General features: G+C 71.6%; 25 protein-coding genes. 13 read left to right on the top strand and 12 right to left on the bottom strand.

Annotated elements, in window-relative coordinates; all coding sequences use genetic code 11:
• Window positions 1–18 precede the first annotated feature (18 nt).
• From FBZ33_RS25985 to FBZ33_RS25970, 5 genes are all read left to right on the top strand, one after another.
• A complete protein-coding gene (locus FBZ33_RS25985; RefSeq protein ID WP_141911008.1) occupies window positions 19–930 on the top strand; it encodes an ArsR family transcriptional regulator in 912 nt (303 codons plus the stop codon).
• A 292-nt stretch (window positions 931–1222) separates the two neighbouring features.
• The gene (locus FBZ33_RS25980) at window positions 1223–2935 is read left to right on the top strand and encodes a nitrite/sulfite reductase (protein ID WP_099848354.1); all 1713 of its coding nucleotides are present in this window, start codon (window positions 1223–1225) and stop codon (window positions 2933–2935) included.
• Window positions 2932–3093, top strand: coding sequence for a hypothetical protein (locus FBZ33_RS32960; RefSeq protein ID WP_185755415.1), 162 nt, complete (start codon window positions 2932–2934; stop codon window positions 3091–3093). The genes FBZ33_RS25980 and FBZ33_RS32960 overlap by 4 nt, the downstream gene beginning before the upstream one ends.
• Window positions 3090–3851 (top strand): phosphoadenylyl-sulfate reductase, encoded by a 762-nt coding sequence (locus FBZ33_RS25975; RefSeq protein ID WP_088950013.1) that lies wholly within the window; start codon window positions 3090–3092, stop codon window positions 3849–3851. The genes FBZ33_RS32960 and FBZ33_RS25975 overlap by 4 nt, the downstream gene beginning before the upstream one ends.
• Window positions 3833–4645 (top strand): sirohydrochlorin chelatase, encoded by an 813-nt coding sequence (locus FBZ33_RS25970; protein ID WP_370453045.1) that lies wholly within the window; start codon window positions 3833–3835, stop codon window positions 4643–4645. Before FBZ33_RS25975 ends, FBZ33_RS25970 begins: the two co-directional genes overlap by 19 nt.
• Before the next feature lie 85 nt (window positions 4646–4730).
• Here the strand turns inward: FBZ33_RS25970 and FBZ33_RS25965 are convergent, their stop codons facing one another.
• Both FBZ33_RS25965 and FBZ33_RS25960 read right to left on the bottom strand, forming a co-directional pair.
• Window positions 4731–4988, bottom strand: coding sequence for a WhiB family transcriptional regulator (locus FBZ33_RS25965; RefSeq protein WP_088950012.1), 258 nt, complete (start codon window positions 4986–4988; stop codon window positions 4731–4733).
• 448 nt (window positions 4989–5436) lie between these two features.
• Window positions 5437–6387: a diacylglycerol kinase family protein gene (locus tag FBZ33_RS25960; RefSeq protein ID WP_088950011.1), complete on the bottom strand. Its 951-nt coding sequence runs from the start codon at window positions 6385–6387 to the stop codon at window positions 5437–5439.
• 43 nt (window positions 6388–6430) lie between these two features.
• Between FBZ33_RS25960 and FBZ33_RS25955 the strand changes: the two genes are divergently transcribed.
• Window positions 6431–6820, top strand: coding sequence for a hypothetical protein (locus FBZ33_RS25955; protein ID WP_088950010.1), 390 nt, complete (start codon window positions 6431–6433; stop codon window positions 6818–6820).
• Between the two features lie 21 nt (window positions 6821–6841).
• Here the strand turns inward: FBZ33_RS25955 and FBZ33_RS25950 are convergent, their stop codons facing one another.
• The 3 genes from FBZ33_RS25950 to sodN are packed head-to-tail and all read right to left on the bottom strand — an operon-like array spanning window position 6842 to window position 8204.
• Window positions 6842–7249: an ATP-binding protein gene (locus FBZ33_RS25950; protein ID WP_099848352.1), complete on the bottom strand. Its 408-nt coding sequence runs from the start codon at window positions 7247–7249 to the stop codon at window positions 6842–6844.
• Between the two features lie 32 nt (window positions 7250–7281).
• Window positions 7282–7803 carry a GNAT family N-acetyltransferase gene (locus tag FBZ33_RS25945; protein ID WP_141911007.1) on the bottom strand — a complete coding sequence of 174 codons (522 nt, stop codon included), beginning with the start codon at window positions 7801–7803 and terminating at the stop codon, window positions 7282–7284.
• Window positions 7800–8204: a superoxide dismutase, Ni gene (sodN, locus tag FBZ33_RS25940; RefSeq protein ID WP_099848348.1), complete on the bottom strand. Its 405-nt coding sequence runs from the start codon at window positions 8202–8204 to the stop codon at window positions 7800–7802. The genes FBZ33_RS25945 and sodN overlap by 4 nt, the downstream gene beginning before the upstream one ends.
• A 69-nt stretch (window positions 8205–8273) precedes the next feature.
• On the opposite strand from sodN, the gene FBZ33_RS25935 reads away from it, so the two are divergent.
• The 3 genes from FBZ33_RS25935 to FBZ33_RS25925 all read left to right on the top strand — a co-directional run bounded on the left by FBZ33_RS25935 (window position 8274) and on the right by FBZ33_RS25925 (window position 11054).
• On the top strand, window positions 8274–8639 hold the full coding sequence (locus FBZ33_RS25935; RefSeq protein ID WP_172862103.1) for a S24/S26 family peptidase: 366 nt from the start codon (window positions 8274–8276) through the stop codon (window positions 8637–8639).
• Window positions 8640–8782: 143 nt separating this feature from the next.
• Window positions 8783–9961 (top strand): NADP-dependent malic enzyme, encoded by a 1179-nt coding sequence (locus FBZ33_RS25930; RefSeq protein ID WP_141911006.1) that lies wholly within the window; start codon window positions 8783–8785, stop codon window positions 9959–9961.
• 130 nt (window positions 9962–10091) lie between these two features.
• A complete protein-coding gene (locus FBZ33_RS25925; protein WP_088950004.1) occupies window positions 10092–11054 on the top strand; it encodes a zinc-binding dehydrogenase in 963 nt (320 codons plus the stop codon).
• Window positions 11055–11164: 110 nt separating this feature from the next.
• Here the strand turns inward: FBZ33_RS25925 and FBZ33_RS25920 are convergent, their stop codons facing one another.
• Entirely contained in the window at window positions 11165–12133 is a 969-nt protein-coding gene (locus tag FBZ33_RS25920) for a dienelactone hydrolase family protein (RefSeq protein WP_141911005.1), read from the bottom strand.
• A 97-nt stretch (window positions 12134–12230) separates the two neighbouring features.
• A complete protein-coding gene (locus FBZ33_RS25915) occupies window positions 12231–13280 on the bottom strand; it encodes an aldo/keto reductase (protein ID WP_141911004.1) in 1050 nt (349 codons plus the stop codon).
• An 89-nt stretch (window positions 13281–13369) separates the two neighbouring features.
• Here FBZ33_RS25915 and FBZ33_RS25910 point away from each other — a divergent pair, with 89 nt between their 5' ends.
• Window positions 13370–13831, top strand: coding sequence for a MerR family transcriptional regulator (locus FBZ33_RS25910; protein ID WP_141911003.1), 462 nt, complete (start codon window positions 13370–13372; stop codon window positions 13829–13831).
• On the opposite strand, the gene FBZ33_RS25905 is transcribed toward FBZ33_RS25910, so the two are convergent.
• Complete coding sequence (locus FBZ33_RS25905; RefSeq protein WP_141911002.1) at window positions 13713–14258, bottom strand: nucleotidyltransferase domain-containing protein; 546 nt, start codon at window positions 14256–14258, stop codon at window positions 13713–13715. The two genes, FBZ33_RS25910 and FBZ33_RS25905, sit on opposite strands and share 119 nt — an antisense overlap.
• Window positions 14259–14285: 27 nt before the next feature.
• Complete coding sequence (locus tag FBZ33_RS25900; RefSeq protein WP_141911001.1) at window positions 14286–15179, bottom strand: alpha/beta hydrolase; 894 nt, start codon at window positions 15177–15179, stop codon at window positions 14286–14288.
• Window positions 15180–15336: 157 nt separating this feature from the next.
• Between FBZ33_RS25900 and FBZ33_RS32955 the strand changes: the two genes are divergently transcribed.
• A complete protein-coding gene (locus tag FBZ33_RS32955) occupies window positions 15337–15510 on the top strand; it encodes a hypothetical protein (RefSeq protein WP_185755414.1) in 174 nt (57 codons plus the stop codon).
• A gap of 2 nt (window positions 15511–15512) precedes the next feature.
• On the top strand, window positions 15513–16130 hold the full coding sequence (locus FBZ33_RS25895; protein ID WP_141911000.1) for a hypothetical protein: 618 nt from the start codon (window positions 15513–15515) through the stop codon (window positions 16128–16130).
• A 7-nt stretch (window positions 16131–16137) separates the two neighbouring features.
• On the opposite strand, the gene FBZ33_RS25890 is transcribed toward FBZ33_RS25895, so the two are convergent.
• The 3 genes from FBZ33_RS25890 to FBZ33_RS25880 form a co-directional block, all read right to left on the bottom strand.
• Window positions 16138–17253, bottom strand: coding sequence for an acetate/propionate family kinase (locus tag FBZ33_RS25890; protein WP_099848331.1), 1116 nt, complete (start codon window positions 17251–17253; stop codon window positions 16138–16140).
• Window positions 17250–19319 (bottom strand): phosphate acetyltransferase, encoded by a 2070-nt coding sequence (pta, locus tag FBZ33_RS25885; protein ID WP_141910999.1) that lies wholly within the window; start codon window positions 19317–19319, stop codon window positions 17250–17252. Before pta ends, FBZ33_RS25890 begins: the two co-directional genes overlap by 4 nt.
• A gap of 76 nt (window positions 19320–19395) precedes the next feature.
• Window positions 19396–20088 (bottom strand): TetR/AcrR family transcriptional regulator, encoded by a 693-nt coding sequence (locus FBZ33_RS25880; protein WP_141910998.1) that lies wholly within the window; start codon window positions 20086–20088, stop codon window positions 19396–19398.
• A gap of 101 nt (window positions 20089–20189) precedes the next feature.
• Between FBZ33_RS25880 and FBZ33_RS25875 the strand changes: the two genes are divergently transcribed.
• The gene (locus FBZ33_RS25875; protein ID WP_141910997.1) at window positions 20190–21308 is read left to right on the top strand and encodes an NAD(P)/FAD-dependent oxidoreductase; all 1119 of its coding nucleotides are present in this window, start codon (window positions 20190–20192) and stop codon (window positions 21306–21308) included.
• Window positions 21309–21327 lie beyond the last annotated feature (19 nt).

Below are 21327 nucleotides of genomic sequence, written 5' to 3'. Positions count from 1 at the left end.
ACGTGGTCGAATCCGTGGGTGATCGAGGTTCGGTTCTCGCCCGACGACCTGAGCCGGGTCCGGTTCGTGCACTCGCCCCTGGCCGAGTTGGTGGCCAGCTCCTGGGCGTTACGCAAGCCGGCGAAGTACTGGATGCACCGTCCGTGGCGGGAACGCGCGGAGCGGCTGCTGCCGGATGCCGGCCTGGAACCGCTGTTGGCGGTGCTCAGGTCGTCCAACGGTTACGTGCCGGATTTCCTCACCCCGATCGGGGTGGCGCCGAACCTCGCCGCCGAGTTGCGGGCGGTCGCCGGCACCCACCCGTCCAGGGTGCGCCGGCAACTGGAGCGGGCCGGCGCACCCCGGCTGGCCCCGGACGAGCTGGTCGCGCAGCTCCACCGGTACTTCACTCTGCTGATCGCACCGGACTGGCCCCGGCTGCGGGCGCTCGCGCTGGCCGACATTCGGCGGCGGACGCTGCTCGCCGCCGAGCAGGGCGGACGCACCCTGCTGCGCGAGGTGCACCCGTTGATCCGGTGGGACGGCGCTGCGCTGCGGGTTGCCGTCGGCACGACCCTGCCGGCCGACCTGGACGGGCGCCCGTGGACGCTGCTGCCCACCGCGTTCTCCGGGCCGACGGTGCACGCGATCATGGAGGGCGATGCCGGGCCCGCCCTCTGCTATCCGCCCGTCGGGTTGGGTGGGCTGTGGGATTCGCCGGCGCCCAGAGCGGCGCTGGGCGCCCTGCTGGGCGGTACCCGGGCGGCGGCGCTATCCCTGCTCGACTCGCCGCTGAGCACCGGCGAGCTGGCCGCGATGCTGGGTCTCGCGCCGGCGACGGCGTCGCACCACCTCACCACGCTGCGGGACAACGGGCTGATCGTCGGCGTACGACAGGGGCGGGTGGTGCGTTATGCCCGAACTATCCTCGGTGACCAGCTGGTCGGCTGACCCCCGGCCCGTGATGTGGGATCCAGCACGCGGACATTGGCCGGCCCCCATGGGGTGTGGCAGCATGAGCCCCATGACCGCCGCAGTCGTCCGCCGCTTCGTGGCTCGTCGCCACGTCGATTACGGCCGCGTGCGCAGCGCGATCTGTCCGGCCTACTGACGACGCCCGACCAATCCGTCTCGGGCGCGCTCCGCGCCGGCTGTCTCAGACACCGTTGTCCCGCCCGCTTCGCCGGGTCGGCCGCCGCGCCCCGCGTGCCCCGAGGCACAGCAGACAACGGAGGACGCCGCGATGGCGGTCAGCAGCACGCCGGCCCGATCCGAGGACCCGACGACCCGCCCGGCCCGGGCGCCGCGCCGGCCCCGGGGTGAGGGTCAATGGGCGCTCGGCCACCGCGAGCCCCTCAACCCCAACGAGCGGATCAAGAAGGACGACGACCCGCTCAACGTCCGGGCCCGGATCGAAACCATCTACGCGCACCGCGGCTTCGCCTCCATCGACCCGCAGGATCTGCGCGGCCGGTTCCGCTGGTGGGGCCTCTACACCCAGCGCAAGGCGGGCATCGACGGCGGGCGCACCGCCGTGCTGGAGCCGCACGAGCTGGAGGACGAGTTCTTCATGCTCCGGGTCCGCATCGACGGCGGCCAGCTCAGCCTGGCCCAGCTGCGGGTGATCGCGGACATCTCCCGGGAGTTCGCGCGGGACACCGCCGACATCACCGACCGGCAGAACATCCAGTACCACTGGATCCGCGTCGAGGACATGCCGGAGATCTGGCGCCGGCTGGAGTCGGTCGGCCTGCAGACCACCGAGGCGTGCGGCGACTGCCCGCGGATCGTGCTGGGCAGCCCGGTCGCCGGGGTCGCCCGCGACGAGCTGCTCGACCCGACCCCGGCGGTCGACGAGATCGTCGCCCGGTACGTCGGCGACAAGCAGTTCTCCAACCTGCCCCGCAAGTTCAAGACGTCGATCTCCTGGCTGGTCGACACCCCGTACGAGTCGAACGACATCGCCTTCCTCGGTGTCGACCACCCCGAGCACGGCCCCGGCTTCGACGTCTGGGTGGGCGGTGGTCTCTCCACCAACCCGATGCTCGCCCAGCGGCTCGGCGTCTGGGTGCCGATGGCCGAGATTCCGGACGTGTGGGCCGGTGTGGTGGGGATCTTCCGCGACTACGGCTACCGCCGGCTGCGCAACCGGGCCCGGCTGAAGTTCCTGGTGGCCGACTGGGGTGTGGAGCGGTTCCGCGAGGTCCTGGAGAAGGACTACCTCGGTCGCACGTTGCTCGACGGTCCGGCGCCGACCCTGCCGTCGAAGCCGATCGACCACGTGGGCGTGCACGAACAGGCCGACGGGCGGCACTACGTGGGCGCCGCACCGGTGGTCGGGCGGGTCTCCGGCACGCAGCTCGCCCAACTGGCCGACGTGGTGGAGGCGCACGGCAGCGACCGGGTGCGGCTCACCCCGTACCAGAAGCTGCTGGTGCTCGACGTGCCGTCGGAGCGGACGGAGTCGCTGGTCGACGCGCTGCGCGGGATCGGTCTGGAGGCCCGGCCGTCGGCCTGGCGGCGCGGCACCATGGCGTGCACCGGCATCGAGTACTGCAAGTTGGCCATCGTCGAGACGAAGGCCCGCGGTGAGGAGTTGGTGGCCCGGCTGGAGCAGCGGCTGCGCGACTTCGACGCGGACATCTCGATCCACATCAACGGCTGCCCGAACGCCTGCGCACGGACCCAGGTGGCCGACATCGGGCTCAAGGGTCAACTGGTGGTCGGCCCGGACGGGCAGCAGGTGGAGGGCTTCCAGGTGCACCTGGGCGGCGGGTTGGGCATGGCCCAGGGTCAGACCGCCGGTTTCGGCCGCAAGCTGCGCGGCCTGAAGACCACCGCGGACGAGCTTCCGGAGTACGTGGAACGGCTGGCCCGTCGCTACCTGGCCGGTCGGAGCGAGGGCGAGACGTTCGCCAACTGGGTGATCAGAGTCGACGAGGAGGAACTGCGGTGAGCAGCGAGAACCGAGCGGCACCCCTGTACTGCCCGTACTGCGGCGAGGAGGACCTGCGGCCGAACGAGGCGGGGCACGGCGCCTGGGAGTGCCGCGCCTGCACCCGGGTCTTCTCGGTGAAGTTCTCCGGGCTGCTCTCCCGGTCGGTGACCCGATGAGCCTCGTCTCCGCAGCGAACCTGCGCCTGGTCGGGCCGGGTGGCCCGACGCCGACCGATCCGGCCCGGCGCGACCCGGACGAGCTTCGCGTCCTGGCCGAGCAGGCTGCCCGGGACCTGGAAGGCGCCCCGGCGTTGGAGATCGCCCGCTGGGCCGCGCAGACCTTCGGCGACCGGTTCTGCGTCACCAGCTCGATGGCCGACGCCGTGCTGGCCCACCTGGTGTCCCGGGTGGCCCCGGGCGTGGACGTGGTCTTCCTCGACACCGGCCTGCACTTTCCCGAGACGCTCCGGGTGCGCGACGAGGTCGCCCGGACGCTGCCGGTGAACGTCCGGTCGATCCGGCCCCGGCTCACCGTCGGCCAGCAGGACGGCCAGTACGGCCCCCGGCTGTTCAACAAGTCGCCGGACGACTGCTGCCAGCTCCGCAAGGTGGAGCCGCTGGAGCGGGCCCTGACCGGGTACGACGCCTGGGCGGCGGGTCTGCGCCGGGACGAGTCGCCGACCCGGGCGAACACGCCGGTGGTGACCTTCGACGCGCGGCGCGGCAAGGTCAAGGTCAACCCGATCGCGGCGTGGTCGCAGCGGGACGTGGACGCCTACATCGCCCGCTTCAACGTGCCGGTCAACGAGCTGTTCAAGCAGGGGTACGGGTCGATCGGCTGCTGGCCGTGCACCCGCCGCACGAAGGCCGGCGAGGACGCGCGGGCCGGCCGGTGGGCCATGTTCGAGAAGACCGAGTGCGGGCTGCACGTCTGACCTCGCCAACGACGACCCCGACCGGCCCTGGCGCGGCCGGCGGGGTGACTCCGGTGGTGCTGGTCGCGCACGGCAGTCGTGATCCACGAGCGGCCGATGCCACCCGGGCGCTCGCGCGAGCCGTGTCGGCGGCCCGACCGGGCACACCGGTCCGGGCGAGTTGGCTGGACCACACCGAGCCAGGGCCGACAGCGGTCCTGCGCGACCTGGCCCTGGCCGGTCACCGTCAGGCGGTGCTGGTGCCGCTGCTGCTGACCGCCGCGTACCACCATCGGGTGGACATTCCGGCGGCGGTCGCCGCGGCGGCGCAGGCCGGGCCACCCCTGACGGTACGGGTGACCGACGTGCTCGGCCCGGCGGACGGCACTGTCGATGCCGGGCTGCTGGGCGGGCTGCGCCGCAGGCTCGGTGAGGCGGACCCGGGCCGCTTCGACGCGTTGGTGCTGGCCGCCGCTGGCACTCGGGACGCGCGGGCGCGTCGCTCGGTGGGCCAGGTCGCGGACGCGCTCGCTGTGGAGTTCGGGGTGCCCTGCCGGGTGGCGTACGCCTCGGCGGCTCCGCCGGCGGCCGGCGTGGCGGTGTCCCGGCTGCGGGCGGCCGGCGCGCGTCGGGTCGCGGTGTGCGCGTACTTCCTGGCGCCGGGCCTCTTCCATGATGTGGTGGCCGAGGCGGCCCGGGCGGCCGGCGCCGTGTCGGTCGCCGCGCCGTTGACCGACGCGCCGGAGCTGGTCGAGTTGGTGCTGCGCCGGGTCGACGACCGGCCCTGCCGGCCGATGGTCACGCCGATCGGGTGACCTGTGTCGGCGCGGTGATCCTGCGTCGGACAGCGGAACGCCCCGGTGGGCGAACCCACCGGGGCGTACAGCTGTGTGTTGGGGATCAGGCGGAGTGAGCGCGCAGCACCCGGAGACCGCCGCGCCGCTTGACAGCGCGCCGCTCCTCCTCGCTCATTCCGCCCCAGACGCCAGCGTCCTGACCAGACTCGAGTGCCCACTGCAGGCACTGGTCGGTCACGGAGCAGCGCCTGCAGACGGCCTTTGCCTGCTCGACCTGCAGGAGAGCCGGTCCGGACGTCCCGATCGGGAAGAACAGCTCCGGGTCCTCGTCGCGGCAGACACTATGGTGACGCCAGTCCATGGCGGCAACACTCCTCATTCTGGATGGGTGGCAACAATTGCTTGGTCGTGCTTTTCCTATATGCATCCGCGTGCCGATGGTGACAGTTAGCGTCCGACCATTCGGCAGTGCGTGAGCAGGCAGTTAGTGCCGGGGACCTGCTGGAACAGCTCAACCTGACGAGCATATCCAGGCAATGTCCCGGTAACTCAAGTTCGCTTGTGAATACTTTCACGAACGCTCGTGATGTCAAGGGTGACGCTCGGAAAAACTCCGGGCGGTGAGCAAGCCCACAACCCATTTGTCCGGGTTCCAGTGCTTTCCTGGTTACCCGCCGTGCCACAGTCGAGGATCAATATAGTACAGTCCGCGTGACATTGCTGACATTTCCGGCACCTGCCCCTCGGTGTGGCGGTGATCGGCCGGTGTGGCTGCGGTCACCGTGTCGACCTACGGCAGTACCCGAGACCTAGCAGATTACTCTCAGTGCGGCGGGAACGGAGGTGAATCTGACTTTTTCCCGTTCGCCGAGATAGTCGCCGTCCAGCTGGAACGCCTGCGGACGACTGGAGAGCAGGGTGAACTCCGCCGTGTCATGGAGTCGTAACACCTGCCGACCCCGTGGATCAGGCTGCCGACCCAGGAACTGCGTCACTGTCCGTGTTGTGCTAGCCACCCGGAGCTGACGCAGTGCCAGCACATCGAGCCCGAGGTCGAACGACGCGGACGGGTTCGGGTTGACCTCCCGGTCGCCCAGGTACGTCCACGGCGCCGTGTTCTGGATGATGACGGTGGCCAGCTCCGCCTCCGCCTGCTCGCCTGGGCGCTCCAACGTGATCGCGGGATGCCGGCGGTCCGAGGCGAAGAAATACTGGTTCATGATCGAGCGCAGGTAGAGCGACGGCGTGGACACCCGCCCCTTGCGCCGGGCCTGCTCCACCCGGTGGATCACCGCGGCGTCCAGGCCGAACCCGGCGCAGAAGGTGAAGTAGCGGTCGTCCGCAAGGCCCAGCCCGACCGTCCGGCTCCGACCCAGCCGCAGCCCTTCCAGGATCATGCTGGTCGCCTCCGGCCACTCCCGGGGCAGACCCACGGCGCGGGCGAAGACATTGGTGGATCCGCCCGGAACGGTCGCCAGCGCCGGCAGTCGCTCGGCCATCGGGGCGTCGTCGGCACCGGTCGGCGGGTCGGCCGTCATCAGGCCGTTCACCACCTCGTTCACCGTGCCGTCGCCACCCAGGGTGACGACCAGGTCGACCCCCTCCGCGGCGGCCTCCCGGGCCAACGCCATGGCGTGCCCGCGTCGGCGGGTGTAGCGCACGCTGAGATCGACTTCGCTGCGCAGCGCCCGGACAAGCACGTCCCGGCTGCGTTCGCTGGTGGTGGTGGCCTTTGGATTGACCACCAGGACGGCCCGCATGGGCGGCACTGTACCTCCCGAAAGCCCGGGTATCGTGGCGCGCGTGACCATCGACTCGGCCCCGTTTCCCGTCACGCTCCGCTGGGCGGTCCGGCTGCTGTGGGCGGAGGCCGCCGTCGTCGGGTTGATCGCCGTGTGGCTGATCTGGGCCGACCTCACGGCCACCACCACCGATCTGCTGTCGGCGCTGCTGGTGACGGTGTTCGCCATCGGGGCTGCGGTGGTGCTCTGGGCGCTGGGCCGGGCCCTGCTGCGCCTCCAGGCGGGCGCACGGGCCCCCGCGATCGTGCTCCAGCTCATGCTGCTGCCGATCGGGTGGTTCATGATTCAGGCCGGGCTGGCCTGGCTGGGTGTGCCGTTGATGGCGCTCGGCTTGGGCGTGGGCTGGCTGCTGGTCAGCCCTCCGACGACCCGGGCGCTCGGCTTCGAGTGACTGCCGGCTCGGTCGGGTCGGTCAGTAACTGCCGGAGCGGCGGGTGAGCAGCGCGATCGTGGCCCGACCGTCGGCGGCCGTGGCCGATGCCGAGGTGGTCAGCGCGGTGAGCACCTTCCAGGCGAAGGACGACTCGCCGGGCAGCGTGGCGCCCCGCACGGTCGGCACTGTCACCTCGACGGTCAGCGCGTCCTCGGTGACCGCGAAGCGGCACTCCAGCTCGGCGTCGCGGGTGGCAATGGCGAGCAGCATGGCGCACGCCTCATCGACCGCGATCCGGAGATCCTCGATCTCGTCGAGCGCGAACTGCAACCGGGCCGCCAGACCGGCGGTGGCGGTGCGGAGCACGCCGAGGTAACCGCCGTCGGCGGGCACCGTGAGGTGCACCACGTCGTCGTCGGTTGCTGCCTGGCCAGTCAGTTGAGTCACGCCTCATCCCCCCGGTCGGGGACTCTACCCGGTCAGTCGCCCGTACGCGTGCCGACGTTGGTGGCCTGGCCGGCCAACCGGCTCAGGGCGTCCCCGCTGAGTCGGTAGGGGACCCACTCGCTCATCTGCTCGGCCCCGATCGAGGCGTAGAACCCGGCGGCCGGGTTCCAGTTGATCATCCACCACTCCAGTCGCCGGTATCCGCGTCGTACGCAGATGTCGGCCAGGGTGGCGAGCAGCAGCCGACCGGCCCCGGAGCCGCGAGCGGCCGGCCGGACGTAGAGATCTTCCAGGTAGATGCCGTGCACCCCGGCCCAGGTGGAGAAGTTGAGGAACCACAGCGCGAAGCCGATCGGCTCGTCGCGCTCGTCCAACGCGACGTGCCCGAAGAGCGCTGGAACAGTCGCGAACAGGGCCGAGGTCAGTTGGTCGACGCTCAGGTGGCACTGCTCCGGGGCACGTTCGTACTCCGCCAGCTCGTGCACCATGGCGACGACGGCCGGTACGTCCTCGGGACGTACCGGCCGGATCGTCGGGATGACCGGGGTGGTCACGCCTTCTTGGTCTCCCAGAAGATCTTCGAGATCTCGTCGATCTTCCCGAGCAGCTTGTCGGCGGTGGCCGGGTCGAGGCTGCCCTTGACGCCACCGGCGCCGGCGAGCTTGGTGGCCTCGTTGAACAGGGTGTGCAGGTTCGGGTACTTCTCGAAGTGCGGCGCCTTGAAGTAGTCGGTCCAGAGCACCCACAGGTGGTGCTTGACCAGCTCGGCGCGCTGCTCCTTGATGATGATGGCGCGGGTGCGGAACTCCGGGTCGGTGTTCGCCTGGTACTTCTCGCAGATCATTTTGACCGATTCGGCCTCGATCCGAGCCTGAGCCGGATCGTAGACACCGCACGGCAGGTCGCAGTGAGCGCTCGCGGTGACGCGGGGCGCAAGGATGCGCGGAAGTCGCATCGGGATCCTCCATGGGAAGTTTGCGATGATCAAAGGCGACATTACTCCTGGGAATGCTCCCCGAACCGGGTGGAGGTGAAACCAGTGGGCACCGATCACCCGGGTGAGGCGGCCCGCTTGCGGAGACCGCTCACCGCCGTTCTGGTGACCGGACCGTCCATGGCACCGACGCTGCGCCACGGCGACGCGGTGCTGGTACGCCCCGGTGGCCGCCCGATCCGACCCGGGGACGTGGTGGTCGCGGTCTTCCGGACCCGTCCCGAGCTGCTGGTGGTGAAGCGCGCGGTCCGGCCGCAGGACGGCGGCTGGTGGCTGCACGGGGACAACGACCTGATCACCGACGACTCCCGGGCGTACGGGGTGGCCGACGTGCGGGGGCGGGTGGTGGCCCGTTACTGGCCGCGTCCGGGGAGGGTTCCTCGTCGTCGGATATGACCCTGCTCACATCCGACGGGCAGTGCCGACACTATGCTCGGAAAGTGCCCGGGTGACCCCCCGCACAGCGTGCCACCGCTCGCCGCCCACCTCGCGGCAGGGCCGGCCGCCCCGTCTGCTCGACAGATACTGGAGTCACCACCATGTCTTCGTCCACCGTGGACCCCGCTGATCCCGTCTTCCTGCTGCACCGGGGCGGCAAGATGGCCGTCGCCTCGACCGTGCCGCTCACCAGCCGGGAAGACCTCTCCCTGGCGTACACCCCGGGGGTGGCCCGGGTGTGTGAGGCGATCGCCGCCGACCCCGACCTGGCCGACGACTACACCTGGGCGGCGCACGCCGTCGCGGTGGTCACCGACGGCTCGGCGGTGCTCGGGCTCGGCAACATCGGCCCCCGCGCGGCGCTGCCGGTGATGGAGGGCAAGGCGGTGCTGTTCAAGCAGTTCGGCGGGGTGGACGCGGTGCCGATCTGTCTGGACACCCAGGACGTGGACGAGATCGTCGCCGTGGTGCGGGCGCTGGCCCCGTCGTTCGGCGGGATCAACCTGGAGGACATCAGTGCGCCGCGCTGCTTCGAGGTGGAGCGCCGGCTCGACGAGGCGCTGGACATCCCGGTCTTCCACGACGACCAGCACGGCACCGCGATCGTGGTGCTCGCCGCGCTGCGCAACGCTGCCACTCTGCTCAACCGCAAGCTGGGTGACCTGCGGGTCGCGGTGAGCGGTGCGGGCGCGGCCGGGGTGGCCGTGACGAAGATGCTGATCGCCGGGGGCGTCAACCCCGACCAGGTGGTGGTCTGCGACTCCAAGGGGATCATCGGCCGGCACCGCACCGAGCTGACCGGCACCAAGGCCGAGCTGGCGGCGAGCACCAACGCCGACGGTCGCCACGGCGACATCACCGAGGCGCTGCGCGGCGCGGACGTGCTGATCGGGGTCTCCGGTGGGCAGATCCCCGAGAGCGCGGTGGCCGGCATGGCACCCGACGGGATCGTGTTCGCACTGGCCAACCCGACCCCGGAGGTGCACCCCGAGGTGGCGGCCCGGCACGTCGCGGTGGTCGCCACCGGGCGCAGTGACTACCCCAACCAGATCAACAACGTGCTGGCCTTCCCCGGGGTGTTCCGCGGCGCGCTCGACGCCGGCGCCACCCGGATCACCGAGGCGATGAAGGTCGCCGCCGCGGACGCCATCGCCGGCGTGGTGGCCGAGTCGCTGACCGTCGACGCGATCGTCCCGTCTCCGCTCGACCCGCGCGTCGCGCCGGCCGTGGCCGAGGCGGTCGCCGAGGCAGCCCGCCGCGACGGCGTCGCCCGCCGCTGAGGACGCACGGGCCGGGGGAGCGCAGCATGCGCCGCCGGTGTGTGCGCACGCATGGGCCGGGGGCGCTTCGGCGCAGCATGCGCCGCCGGCCTGTGCGCACGGCTTCTTAACGGGCGCTCAGCTTGTTACCGTGCCGATCATGCGTGCTGCCTTCGCCTCCCGCTTCAACGACGCCGACCCGCTCACCGCGCTCACTGTCGGTGAGCAGCCCGAGCCGACCCACCCGGCCGACGACTGGGTGACCGTGCAGTTGCGCGCCACCTCGCTCAACCACCACGACCTCTGGTCATTGCGCGGGGTGGGCCTCACCGAGGCCCAGCTGCCGATGATCCTCGGCTGCGACGCGGTCGGGCTGGACCCGGAGGGACGCCCGGTGGTCGTGTACCCGGTGGTCGTCACCCCCGGTGACCCGCGCGGGGTCTCCATCCTCTCCGAGCACTTCGCCGGGACGCTCGCCGAGCGGGTCGCCGTACCCCGGTCGAACCTGATCCCGCTGCCCGACGGCATGTCGGCGACCGACGCGGCGTGCCTGCCCACGGCCTGGCTGACCGCGTGGCGGATGCTGACCACCAAGGGCCGTGTCGCGGACGCCGACAGCGTGCTGGTGCAGGGGGCGGGAGGTGGCGTCGCCACCGCGGCCGTCGCGCTCGCTGTCGCGATGGGCAAGCGGGTGTACGCGACCAGCCGCGACGCCGCCAAGCGGGAACGGATCTCCGCCCTCGGCGCCACCGCCGTGGAACCCGGTGCCCGGCTGCCGGAACGGGTCGACGTGGTGATCGAGACGGTCGGTGCGGCCACCTTCGACCACTCGCTGAAGTCGGCCGCGCCGATGGCCCGGATCGTGGTCTCCGGGGCGACCGCCGGGCACCAGCCGGCGGTCAACCTGCGCCGGCTCTTCGCGATGCAGCTGGAGATCCTGGGCACGTCGATGGGCACGCCGGGGGAGCTGTACGAGCTGCTGGCGTTCTGTTCCGAGAACGAGGTGCGCCCGGTGGTGGACAGCGTGGTGCCGTTCAGCCGCGTCGAGGACGCCTTCGCCCGGCTGCACTCCGGCGACGCCTTCGGCAAGATCGTCATCGACCACACAGCCTGACGCTGCCGTCATGATCCGCGCAACATCAGGGAAACTGCTGCCTCGGGGCGCGCTGAGGCAGCAACATCCCTGATGTTGCGCGGATCTTCGCCGTTTTCGGCCCGGTCGGGTCAGAGGTGGTCGTCGAAGGTGGCTATGTCGCCGCGTGTTGCGTCGGTGGGGATGCGCTTCCTGGCCGCCGGGTCGCCGTAGAGCGACCAGCGCAGGAACTCGACCGACGTGTCCGAGACCACCCGCAGCGTGGCGCCGTCGCTGAGCAGCGCCCGCCCGTGGTCGCCCTTGGGCAGGCTCAGCATCGCCTTCGGCCAGGGCACCTTGTCGTACGCGGCCTTGCCCGCCGCGTACTCGACCACCTCGTCCAACTCGCCGTGCACGAACAGTTGCGGTGCTGCCGCGCCGGCGAACGCGGTGCCCACACCGAGCGCCGTGCCGGCGAACACCACACCCGCGTCCAGCCGCTCGTCCCTGCTCGCGGTGAACAGACCGATGGTGGTTACCCCGCCCGCCGAGTGCCCGGCCGCGGCCACCCGCTCGCCGTCCAACCGGCCGCGCAACGCGTCGCCGGCCTTGCCGTCCAACGCCAGCACCTGATCCAACGCGTACGACACGTCAGCCGGTTGGTTGAGCACGTCGAGGACGTTGTTGTCCGCGCCCCGGGAGGTGTGCGGGAACGTCGGCGCGGCCACCACGAAACCCGCCGCCGCCCAGCGGGTCAGCAGGGTGGCGTAGTCGTCCGGCCGCCCACCCAGACCGTGACTGAACATCACCACCGGGAACCGGCCCTCCGCCGCCGCCGCCGACCGCTTGGCAGCGCCGCCGGACTGCCCGGCCGCCGGGTACCAGAGCGTCGTCGGCAGCGCGCGGCCGTCCCGGTCCAGCTTCAGTTGGCGTACGCCGACCGCGAAAGCGCGCTGCGGGGCCTTTCCGGAGGGGACCTGCGGTGTCGGCGTGGCGGCGGCCTTCGGCTCGACCGGCGGTGCCTGCCCGCTCTGACTCGGGCGGGTGTCCGCTGAGCAGCCGACCAGACCGGCCATCAGTACGGTGCTGGCCATCAGTGCGGGAGTGACGCGACGCGACATGAATCCAATTGTGCCCTGCCCGACGGATCCGCCCGGCGGGCTTCGGCGCGCTGTGCCCACCCGATCACCGACCGCTGCGTCCCGGCGTCAGGCTCACTCAGGCTGCGGCACGGTCGGCGAGAGGGCGTCGCCGCAGCGCCGTGTCGGTCAGGGAACGCTGCCGGAAGGCGGCGTTCGGGTTGTACAGGTTGGTGCCGGGCGGCACTATCTCGTCGATCCGGTCGAGTGTCGCGTCGTCCAGGGTGAGTGCGGCGCCCTTGAGCAGGTCCTCCAGTTGCGGCACGGTCCGCGGTCCGATGATCGCCGAGGTGACGGCCGGATGGGCCACGGTGAAGGCGATGGCGAGCTGTGGAAGCGTGCACCCGATGCTGGCCGCGAGGTCGACGAGCTGCTCGACGGCGTCGAGCTTGGCGGCGTTCTCGGCGATCGTGGGATCGAACTGCGCCGGCCGCAGGGCGGCACGTCCGGTCGACAGGTCGACGGGCTGGTCCCTGCGGTACTTCCCGCTGAGAAACCCGAAGGCGAGCGGGCTCCAGACCAGCACCCCCATGCCGTACCGGCGGCAGACCGGCAGGGTCGAGGCCTCGACGCCGCGGGCCAGGATCGAGTATGGCGGCTGCTCGGTGCGCAGGCGTCCGAGGCCGCGGCGCTCGGAGACCTGGTGTGCCTCGACGATCTCCTCGGCGGGGAACGTCGAGCAGCCGAAGGCGCGGATCTTGCCTTCGCGGACGAGGTCGGTGAGCACCGAGAGTGTCTCCTCGATGTCGGTCGAGGGGTCGGGACGGTGCACCTGGTAGAGGTCGATCCAGTCGGTGTCCAACCGCCGGAGGCTCCCCTCGACCGCCTTGAGGATCCAGCGCCGCGAGTTGCCACCCTGGTTCGGGCCTTCGCCCATCGGGAAGTGCACCTTGGTGGCGAGCACGACGTCGTCGCGGCGCCCGCGCAGCGCCTTGCCCACGATCTGTTCGGACTCGCCGCGGCCGTACATGTCGGCGGTGTCGACGACGTTGATGCCCTGGTCGAGGGCGGAGTGGACGATGCGGACGCAGTCGTCGTGGTCGGGGTTTCCGACGGCACCGAACATCATGGTTCCGAGGCAGTGGGTGCTCACCTCGATGCCGGTGCCGCCGAGGGTGCGATAGCGCATGCCGATGCTCCTAGGTGATTCAGTGGTGATCACCTGGCACCGTAGGAGCTAGAGTCGGCTCTAGGTCAACCCTCGCTACCCTGCTCGGCATGGCTGAGGTCACCGCGAGTCTGAGCATCGGACAGGTCGCCGAACGCACCGGCTTGAGCGTGCACGCGCTCCGCTTCTACGAGCAGCAGGGTGTCTTCGTCAGCCCCGTACGCCGTGGGCCCGCCGGGCGTCGCGTCTACAGCCAGGACGACGTCGACTGGCTGGAGGTCTGCATCATTCTCCGCGCCTCCGGCATGCCGCTGCCCGCGCTCCGCCGCTACGCCGACCTCGTTCGCGAGGGCGAGGGCAACGAGGAGGAACGACTCGCGCTGCTGCGCGAGCACCACGGGCGCGTCACCGACCAGCTCGGCCGGCTCGCCCAGTGCCTGGACCTGATCACCTTCAAGGTCGGGGTGTACGAGGATCTGCTCGACCAGAACCGGCGCGCAGCCGGGCCAGGTCCTCGCCGTCCTTCGGGCGACGGGGACGTTCCGGCATCCAGACCGGGTACATCTGCTTGAACTCGATCTGGGCCGCCACCGAGATGGTCGGCGCGGTGAGCGGGCCGATCCGGCCGGGTGGGGCGTCCAGCATCCGGGCTGGCAGCGGGGTGCCGGCCCAGGACCCGGCACCCACCGTCGGTCGCCCGGCGGCATCGCGACCCAGGTACGCGAAGCTGACCTCCACGTCGGCGGCGAACAGGTCCAACTGCGACTCCACCGGCATTCTCGGGTCGGGAAGCCAGCCCCGGGCCAGCAACAGGTCGGCCAGCCGGTCCGCGTCGTCGCGCCAGCAGTACCAGTCGACGTCCAGGTGCGGACGGGTCACCGTGCCGAGCTGGAAGTCCATCGCCCAGCCACCGCGCAGCCACACCGGGATACCGTCCGCCCCGGTCACCGCGACCACCTCGGCAATGCTCGCCAACTGCCGGCGCGCAAGCTCGTCCATCTGACGACCGTAACGACTCGGCCGGGTTCAGTGGGCGGGACGGAACTCGTAGCGGGTCAGGGGAGTGCGGGCGTCGGCCGGGAGACGGGCTCCCGCCGCCTTGTCTCCGTACAGCGTCCAGCGCAGGAAATCGGTGGTGGTGGCGAGGACCGGGGCGAAACCCGGATGGCCCGGCGTGAGGTACGCGCCGTGGTCCTGGCCGAGCAGGCTGAGGAACGCGGCCGGGCCGGGGGTACGCCCGTAGGCCGCCCGTCCGACCGTCAGCGGCACCACGGCGTCGGCTGTGCCGTGCACGAAGAGCACCGGCGCGACCGGCCCCGCGAAGCTGCCGGGCAACCCGCCCCCGGCGATCACGATCCCGGCGCGTAACCGGGCCGGGTGCCCCTCGCTGAACATGCCGGAGGTGGTGAAACCGCCCGCCGAGTGCCCTGCGGCGCCGACCGACGTCAGGTCCAGGTGACCGGCGAGCGGATCCTCGCGGTTGCGGTCGAGCCGCCCGAGGTGCCGGATCAGCCGCCACGCGTCGGCCGGCTGGTTGCGGACGTCGGCCCGGGTGAAGTGGGCGGCGCCCTGCCAGGTGTGCGGGTACGCGGGAGCGGCCACCACGAACCCCGCCGCCGCCCAGCGGGTGGTCAGGCCGGCGTGCAGATCGGGGCGGCTGCCCAGCCCGTGGCTGTAGACCACCACCGGGAACCGCCCGGCCGCCACCCTGTCCGCCGATGCCGGAAACCAGATCGTCACCGGCAGTGGGCGCGCCGAGCGCGGATCGAAGGTGAGCGTACGCACGCCGACGGCGTACGACCCCTCGGGCGCCCGACGCGCCGACACCGGCCCGGTGGCCTCGTCGATCGTGGCGGTGGCCGGCGCGCAACCAGCCAGCAGCGCCGTCACCAGTACGGCGACCAGCCGTCGCGCCCCCATGGTTCCACGGTAGGTGCCCGAGTGTGCGCAACGACCCCGCCGACCGGCCCGGCTGTGCCCGCCACCCGGTCGGGTCCGCTCCGCCGGGCGGGTCGACCCGAGCGGGCGGTGCGGGCGGGGGCGGTGCGTCTGGACCGGCTTCGCTAGGGTCACCGGCATGCCTGAGAACTACACCGACCCCAGTGGCAACACCGAGGCGTTCCGCGCGTTCAGCCAGACGCCGGAGGCCGCCGCGCCGGCGGCGTCGCCGTCCCGCCTGCCGCTGATCATCGGCGCGGCGGTCGTCGTGGTCGTGCTGGTCGCCCTCGTCGCCTGGCTCGCGACGAGCTGAGCGTGCCGGACCGGGCCGACGCGCCCAGCCGGCGGCCGGCGGACGACCCGTCGGCGTCCCTGCTGACCAGGCTCCGGAGCATCCGCCGCGGTCCGGCTGTCATGGGCGCCCTGCTCCTGCTCACCAGCCTCGCGTACGCGACAAGCGTCGCCGCTTACAAGTGGCACCTGCACACCAAGGCTGAGCGGTTACGGGCCGAGGGCGTGCCGGTTCTGGCTGACGTGAGCGACCGCCGGGACACCACCGGACGTGGCGGCGGCACCGACACCATCCAGGTCGGATACGACTACGAGGGTGTCCGGTACTCCGAGCGGATCCTCTGTGGCTCGGCCGGCGGCTGCATGGAGGAACCGCCGGCGGTGCTACGGGTGTGGGTCGACCCGGTGCACCCCGAGGAGTTCCTCGCCGAGAACGGCAACACCGATGATTCGGTGTTCGTCCTCAACGCCTGGGGCGGCATCCCCTTCGGTCTGGCCTTCGCCGTGATCGGTGGGAGCATGGTCTGGTCGGCCACCCTGCCGGACCGGGCTTCCGGCCCGACGCGGGCCAGACGCGGGCCCGGCCGGGACCGGGTCCGCCGTACCGTCAGTGCCCGGCGTCGGCGCAACGCCCGCCGCTGACGCGTCGTCAGCCCCGCGCGACCACGTCCCGGGTCTGCCGGGCGATCTCCCGTTCCTCATCGGTGCGGATGACACAGACACTCACCTCGGCGCCGTCGGGTGAGATCACCCGGTCGCCCTCGCCGCCGTTGCGGACATCGTCGACGGCGATGCCGAGCCGGTCCAGGCCGGCCAGCGCGGCAGCCCGGACCGGCGCCGCGTGTTCGCCGACCCCGGCGGTGAAGGTGATCGCGTCGACGTGGCCGAGCAGCGCGTAGTACGCCCCGACGTAGCCGGTGATGCGCCGGCAGTACACGTCGAAGGCCAGCTCCGCCGCCCGGTCACCGGCCGCCCGGCGCTGGAGCACCTCGCGCATGTCGTTCACGCCGGTCAACCCGAGTAGACCGCTGCGGTGGTTGAGCAGGTCGTCGATCTCGTCGACCGACAGCCCGCCCTCCCGGCGCAGGTGGAAGATCACCGTGGGGTCGAGGTCACCGCTGCGGGTGCCCATCACCAGCCCCTGCAACGGGGACATGCCCATCGAGGTGGCGACGCTGCGACCGTTCGCCACCGCGCAGGCGCTCGCCCCGTTGCCCAGGTGCAGGGTGATCGTGTTGAGCTGCTCGTACGGGCGGCCCAGCAGCTGCGCGGTGCGGCGGGACACGTACGCGTGCGAGGTGCCGTGGAAGCCGTACCGGCGGATGCCGTACCGCTCGGCGACCTCGCGGTCGATCGCGTACGTCGCGGCGGCCTCCGGCAGGGTGTGGTGGAACGCGGTGTCGAAGACGGCGACCTGCGGGATGTCCGGCAGCGCCGCGCGGGCCACCTCGATGCCGGCCAGGTTGGCCGGGTTGTGCAGCGGGGCGAGCGGCACCAGGTCCTTGATGGCGGCCAGGACCGCGTCGTCGACCAGCACCGGTGCGCTGAACTTCCGGCCGCCGTGCACCACCCGGTGCCCGACCGCCGTCAGGCCGGTCAGGTCCAGCCCGTCCAGGATCTGCCGGACGGCGCTGGCGTGGTCCGCCGGGCCGCCACCGGGCTCACCGACCCGCTCGACCGTGCCGTGGTCGAGCACCTGCTCACCGTCGTAGCGGCGCCACTTCACCGACGACGACCCACAGTTGAGCACCAGCACCCGACTCACGACGCCTCCTCGGTGGCCGCCTGGATGGCGGTGATCGCCACGGTGTTGACGATGTCCGGCACCATGGCGCCGCGGGACAGGTCGTTGACCGGCCGCCGCAGGCCCTGCATGACCGGGCCGACGGCGACCGCCCCGGCCGAGCGCTGCACCGCCTTGTAGGTGTTGTTGCCCGTGTTCAGGTCCGGGAAGATGAAGACTGTGGCGTGCCCGGCGACCGGGCTTCCCGGCAGCTTCGTGGCCGCCACCGCCGGGTCGATCGCCGCGTCGTACTGGATGGGCCCCTCGACCAGCAGGTCGGGCCGGCGTTCGCGGACCAGCGCGGTGGCCGCGGCGACCTTCTCCACGTCCGCGCCGGCACCGGAGCTGCCGGTGGAGTACGACAGCATGGCCACCCGGGGTTCGATGCCGAACCGGGCGGCGGTGTCGGCCGACGAGATCGCGATGTCGGCGAGCTGCGCGGCGTCCGGGTCGCGGTTGACCGCGCAGTCTCCGTAAACCAGCACCCGGTCCGCCAGCAGCATGAAGAAGACGCTGGATGCGACAGAGACCTCCGGCACGGTACGGATGATCTCGAACGCCGGTCGGATGGTCGCGGCGGTGGTGTGCGTGGCGCCGGAGACCATGCCGTCGGCTCGTCCGGTCGCCACCATCAGGGTTCCGAAGTAGTTGGGCTGGGCCACGATGTCGTGCGCCAGCTCGGCGGTCATACCCCGATGGGCGCGCAGCCGCGCGTACTCGGCCGCGAAGTCGTCCCGCCAGTCGCTGGTGACCGGGTCGACCATGTTTGCGTCGCCGAGGTCGATGCCCAGCTCGCGGGTGCGCCGGGTGATGTCGTCCGGTCGGCCCAGCAGCGTCAGCTCGGCCACCCCACGGCGGAGCAGGATCTCCGCCGCGCGCAGGATCCGGTCGTCGGCGCCCTCCGGCAGCACCAGGTGCCGGCGTTGCGAGCGGGCCCGGTCGATCAGCTCGTTCTCGAACATCAGTGGGGTGACCCGGGTCGACCGGCTGACCCGCAACCGGCGGGCCAGGTCGTCGGTGTCCACGCAGCGCTCGAAGGCGCCCAGCGCGGCCTCCACCTTGCGCGGGTTGGCCGCGCTGGGCCGGCCCTCGATCCGGCTGGACGCGGCCACCGTGTCGTAGCTGTCGCTGCGTACGGACAGCACCGCGAGCCCGGTGTTCAGCCCCTCCACCAGCCGCATGGCGCGGGGGTCGGGCTGCTCGCCGAGTGTGAGCACCAGCCCGGCCACCGACACCTGCCCGGCCACGTGCGCGGCGCTCGCGGCGACGAGCAGGTCGGCCCGGTCCCCGGGGGTGATCACCAGGGCGCCCTCGGTGAGGTGGTCCAGCAGGGTCGGCACGTGTGCCGCGCCGACCACGAAGTCCAGCACGTCCCGGCCGAGCGCGGCGTCGTCCCCGGCCAGCAGGGTGGCGTCGAGCGCCGCCGCCACCTCGGCCACCGTCGGCGCCGACACCGTCGGCACCTCCGGGATGGCGTACGCGGGGACCGGCAGGTCGGGCAGCGTCATCGGCCCGGCCACCCGGTTGGCCATCACCGCGAGCACTGTCGCTCCCAGGTCGGCCAGATCGTGGTACGCGCCCCGCATGGCCGCCGCGACGGCCGCCGGCTCCTGCTCGAAACCGTCCACCACCGGCACCACCACACTGCCGAACTCGGTGGCCAGCCGGGCGTTGAAGGCCAGCTCCCGGGGATGGGCCGGGTCACCCGGGTCGTCGAAGTCGCTGCCCACCACGACCACCGCCGGGCACTGCCGCTCGACCGCCCGGTACCGCTCGACGACCCGGGAGATCAGCTCCTCCCGGCGCCCGTCGGCGACGAGCGCTGCCGCTTCGGCGTATGTCATGCCGGTCAGGTCGGCCTCGGGCAGGTCGACCCGGTAGCGGTCGTGCAACAGGGCGAGGATCGGGTCGGGGCCGGTGCCGGAGACCAGCGGCCGGAACACGCCGATCCGCCCGACCTGTCGGGACAACAGCTCCGCCAGCCCGAGGGCGATGGTCGACTTGCCCCCGCCCGAACCGACGCTGGTCAGATACACGCTGCGAGCCACGTACCCACCCTAGAAGATCGCGAGATCCGCCACCCAGGCCCAATGGCCCTCGTCCACCGCCTGATCCGACAGGTGGTCATTTCTGGCGGAGGGCTGCGATGCCGGCCAGGAAGATGTCGATGCCGGCCAGGAACTGCTCACGGTCGTCATGTTCGCGTAGCTGCGTCACCGTCGCGTGCACGAACGGGTACCTGGCGGGGTCCAGTTGCGCCCACTGCGCGGCGGTGGTGTTGAGGAACGCCTGCCGGTCCGCGTCGCTGCCAGTGAGGTGTCGGGCGTTCGCGGCGTTCTGCACGGCGACGCCGAGGACGTAGTTCACGAGCGTCCCGGCCGCGTCGAAGCGCGCCTCCTCGGGGACGGCGAGCGCGTCCAGCAGTCTGCCGATGCTCTCGTAGAAGTCCAGTAGCGCGGGCCGCCACGGTTGCCGGGAGAGTTCCGCACCGACCCAGGGGTGGGTGTGGATCGCGTCGAACAGGCCCTGGGCGAGGAGGCGCAGGGTGTCGCGCGGGCCTGCGGCGGTGGCCGTGCCGGACAGGACGCGGCTGATGACGTCGTCGGTGGCGGCCGCGAGCAGGTCGCCCTTGTCCGCGACGTGGTGGTAGATCGCGCCGTAGCCGGTCTTCAGGCGAACGGTGAGCGCACGCAGCGTCAGCGCGCTCTCGCCGTCGCTGTCCAGGATCTCGATCGCGGTCTGGATGATCAGCTCCCTGGACAGGCTGTCCGTGCGCCGCCGGGAGTGCACGGATCCGTTCGCCGTTCTCTTTGCCATGCCCCTAGTGTCGCACCCATTGGATCGCCGCTCCAACCGCGTGTTAACGTCGTTTGGAGCGGCGATCCAAAAGGGTCGCCCATCAGATCTGGAGGACCACCATGACGACACCGATCACGATCATCGGAGCGGGTCTGGGCGGCCTGGTGCTGGCCCGCGTGCTGCACGTGCGCGGCGTCCCGTGCACGGTCTACGAGGCGGAGACGTCCCCGGCGACGCGGGCCCAGGGCGGCCTGCTGGACATCCGCGACTACAACGGCCAGCCGGCGCTGGAGATGGCGGGCCTGACCGGGGAGTTCCGCAAACTCATCCTGGAGGGGCGTCAGGCGATGCGGATCCTGGACCGGCGCAGGACCCTCCTGCTCGACGTGCCCGACGACGGCACGGGTGGCAGCCCCGAGGTGCAGCGCGGTGAACTGCGGCAGATGTTGCTCGACTCGCTTCCCGCCGGCACCGTCAGCTGGGGCCACAAGGTCAGCGGCGTCCGGACCCTTGGTGAGGGCCGCCACGAGGTGTCCTTCGCCGACGGCACTGCCGTCGTCACGAACATGCTGGTCGGCGCGGACGGCGCCTGGTCCCGGGTCCGACCGTTGCTCTCCGACGCGACACCCGAATACACCGGCTTCTCGTTCATCGAGACCCACCTGTTCGATGGGGATGCCCGGCACCCGACCAGCGCGGAAACCGTTGGCGGCGGAGCGATGATGGTGCTGGAGCCGGGCAAGGGAATCCTGGCCCACCGGGAGCGCGACGGGAACCTGCACACCTGGGTGATGCTCGCCAGGCCGCAGGACTGGTTCGCCACCATCGACTTCACCGACCCCGACGTCGCCACCGCTCGGATCGTGCAGGAGTTCGACGGGTGGGCGCCTGAGCTCACCGCTCTGGTCACCGACGGCGAGACCCCACCGGTCCTGCGCCACATCTTCACCCTGCCCGCCGAGCACCGGTGGGACCGGACGCCCGGGGTGACCCTGCTCGGCGACGCCGCACACCTGGCGGCCCCCAACGGCGAAGGTGCCAACCTGGCCCTGTTGGACGGCGCAGAACTGGGCGAGGCCATCGCCGCGCACCCCGACGACGTGGAGACGGCGCTCGCCGAATACGAGCGGGCAATGTTCGTGCGTAGCGTCGGGGCGAACGCCGAGGGTCCCGACCTTGAGGACATGCTGGGCGACGGCACACCCCACAAGCTGATCAACGCCTTCATCGGCGGCTGACGCTGACTCGTCCGGCTGC

The organism is Micromonospora sp. A202 (assembly GCF_006715105.1).
Classification (GTDB): Bacteria; Actinomycetota; Actinomycetes; order Mycobacteriales; family Micromonosporaceae; genus Micromonospora; species Micromonospora zamorensis.
The sequence above is the reverse complement of the archived record's forward strand: the minus strand, read 5'-3'. Positions and strand labels throughout refer to the sequence as shown.